This is a genomic window from Bradyrhizobium sp. P2_E8, assembly GCF_056403875.1.
This window is the reverse complement of the sequence record NZ_JBFUES010001317.1, coordinates 1-2,608: the sequence shown is the minus strand read 5'-3', so window position 1 is coordinate 2,608 and position 2,608 is coordinate 1. Positions and strand designations below refer to the sequence as shown.

The window sequence follows — 2,608 nt, the reverse complement described above, 5'->3', positions numbered from 1 at the left end:
GTCGAGCACGTCGCCGTCGGTTTCCAGCGCGGCATCCGTGGGGATCAAATAGTTCGTGCCGTCGAGCTCGATGCCGTGCCCGGCATAGTAAATGACGGCAACTTGGGCATCGCGGGTCCGGCCCGCGAACTCGCGCAGCGACCGGCGCATGTCGGCGGCGTTGAGGTCGAGCCTGACATCGACATCGTCGAAGCCCGCCTTCTTGAACATGCCGCCGACCAGGGTGGCGTCGTTCGCCGGGTTGGTGAGCCGGGGGACGCTCTTGTAGGCGGAATTGCCGATCACAAGCGCCACGCGCCGTTCGGCCATTGCCGGTCCGCATCCGAGCCACACCGCAAAAACGATCAAGAAAAACCGAAGCGCGCCCATTACAGCCCCAAATCAAACGCGAGCAGCGTATTCACAGCCTGCCGAAAGGCAAGCGGATGGTATGTGAGGTACATCACTAGTCGGGTCGTCAGTTCCCGTCTGCTGTGCTGTCAACCACGAGCTTTCCAAATGAAAGAGGCCGCCAGCTGAGGCGGCCTTTATTTCCTGGGTCTGACCAAAATTGCACATGCAGGATCGCCGAAGCAGTCCATGCTCAGTCATGACCGCAAAAGCGAAAAAGCTCACCCATGAGGAGTTCGCCTCCTTGCTCGCGGTCGGTAACGCGTCTGCAAACGGTGCTGCGCCTGCGATCCCTGCCAAACATCGCGCCCGATTGATCGCGCTGGGCTACATGGTCTTTCTTCAGGGCAGGCTGCGAATGACCACGCCGGGACGGATCCGGATCTATGCCGGGCAACTCGATAGCTGAGGCGTGCCTTGCATCTACGCTGGCTTTGGCGGTTGAAGCCCCGGCGATGTAAGCCATTCGCTCATATGCGAGCCGGTCTCGGCTTGTCTGGCTTTGTCCTAACCGTTGGGTTTGAGTTCTAGCGATCCTAATATGCAGACGCGCCGCGTTCTGTTCCAAAGTGAACATTTCACATTTCATGGTCTTCTTCTGGCGGACGGCCCGGCCTTTATTCGTTGCACCTCAAACGGGTTAATCCAAACTCCTCAGGAACAGGTTTGGCTGTCCCAATTGGACACCGATGCCCCTTTTGAGCAGTCACGGTTTCCCGCTAACGGGCATAAGCTGAATTGGCCCACCGGACGGATCCAGCCCCTAATCCGGGAGAGCGGGGCGGCCCTACCGCGCACCAGCGAGGCGGGGCCGCTGCGCGTGGGGCTCCCGCTTGCGAATCCTGATTAAGCCGATTGCCCCATCGCACGGGGATGGCGCCCTGGTGCATGTTGATGTGCATGGGCCGGCGGTAGCCTTGGCTGGCCCGGTACCTTGGCCCCAGCTCGCCGTTCCCCTGAGTTGGGGCCTTTTGCTGCGCGCCCTTGACGTTTCGCACGGCGTCCCATGCGAGGCGGCCAGCGCGCGGACGGCTTCCTCCAGGGCCGCGAGCAAGGCTCGCACTTCGTCGACAGCCCACCGCCAGCGCTCTCGAAAATGCAGGGCGGGAGCGCGTCGCTCTCAGCCACCGGCGCCTGCGAGTTGGCTGCAGCGTTCAATCCGGTGGTTGCAGCCCGGGCGAATTCAGCCACTCGCAGATGTGAGCGCCGGTCTCGGCTTGCCGGGCTTTGCGGATTGTATGCTCACGTTCGATACCGGGTGGAAGCGATTCGGCCTCCTCACGGAGTCGTTGCGCCTGTTCGGCCAGACGCTCTTCAAGGGACGTGGTTTGCTTGAGACGGCGTCGCTGCATGGCGCTGCTCCATTCCAGAGGAAGCGGGAGCGATGGTGGCGTCCTCATCACCGATGAAAGCCAAGGGCCGCGCGGTGATGGCATAGCCTGACATGTCCGCTGCCGGACATCTGGTCAATCTTGACCACCTCGGGAAAAGTTGGCGAAAGCAAATCAGGCCACTGCGATTTTCAAAGCGGCCTTGGCTGGCCCGGCACCTTGGCTCCAGCTCCCCGGTCGCGCTCGAGTTGGGGCCTTTTTGCTATCCGCAATAAAAACGCCGCCCGCTCAATATGGCGCGGGCGGCGGCTTTCCAGCCCCAGGGGGGATGATGCAAAACCCCGGTAATGCTTTGTCTGCACACTCCATGCCAAGGTTCATTGTGCTGGAGCGGGACATCTTGATGCCGATAGAGCTCCAGAGGGACCCGAACGTCGTTCAGCTTGGGGCATCAGAGGATCAAATACGGACAGCACCCCACATCCGGGTGCTGTCCCGATTGGCACACCGCAGAGACAGATCGGGACACCGGGAAGTGTTGGGGCGGGAGCCCTTAGGAACGATTGCTGGATTGCCAGGTTTTCCCGGTGCCCTTCCCAAGGGCACCCCGTCGGCCCCAGCTCAACGCCCCCCTAATCCTGCGAGCTGGGGCCTTTTTCGTTCAAAGAGGCCGCCAACCGAGGCGCCCTTATCGCTTCGGCGGATGCAGCTCGCTCTTGAGCCAGCCCTGCACTTGTTCAGCTTTCAGTGGGTCAGGGTCGAACGTCGCGATCTTATGGTCGGATTGCCATAGCTCTATCGCGTCGTTTTCCACGAGGGACTTGGCCCGTTCATTGGCCGCGGCATCATCCGCGCATATCAGGTCGAGGCGCATATCAGGTCGAGGC

3 protein-coding genes and 1 pseudogene are annotated in these 2,608 nt (G+C 61.4%); 1 reads left to right on the top strand and 3 read right to left on the bottom strand.

The genetic code is table 11. The features are described from left to right. On the bottom strand, positions 1–369 hold a 369-nt coding region (locus AC1D00_RS40000), incomplete at its 3' end, for a caspase family protein (protein WP_477014490.1). Between the two features lie 220 nt (positions 370–589). Between AC1D00_RS40000 and AC1D00_RS39995 the strand changes: the two genes are divergently transcribed. Further along, the gene (locus AC1D00_RS39995) at positions 590–799 is read left to right on the top strand and encodes a hypothetical protein (protein WP_135178347.1); all 210 of its coding nucleotides are present in this window, start codon (positions 590–592) and stop codon (positions 797–799) included. A 745-nt stretch (positions 800–1,544) separates the two neighbouring features. Here the strand turns inward: AC1D00_RS39995 and AC1D00_RS39990 are convergent. Further along, positions 1,545–1,742 carry a hypothetical protein gene (locus AC1D00_RS39990; protein ID WP_271577211.1) on the bottom strand — a complete coding sequence of 66 codons (198 nt, stop codon included), beginning with the start codon at positions 1,740–1,742 and terminating at the stop codon, positions 1,545–1,547. A gap of 667 nt (positions 1,743–2,409) precedes the next feature. Then, a pseudogene (locus AC1D00_RS39985) lies at positions 2,410–2,608 on the bottom strand (hypothetical protein); the annotation flags it as partial.

Bases quoted from the DNA above. Each gene is read 5' to 3' on its own strand.
- AC1D00_RS39995 (WP_135178347.1), top strand. From the start codon at position 590: ATGACCGCAAAAGCGAAAAAGCTCACCCATGAGGAGTTCGCCTCCTTG.
- AC1D00_RS39990 (WP_271577211.1), bottom strand. From the start codon at position 1,742: ATGCAGCGACGCCGTCTCAAGCAAACCACGTCCCTTGAAGAGCGTCTG.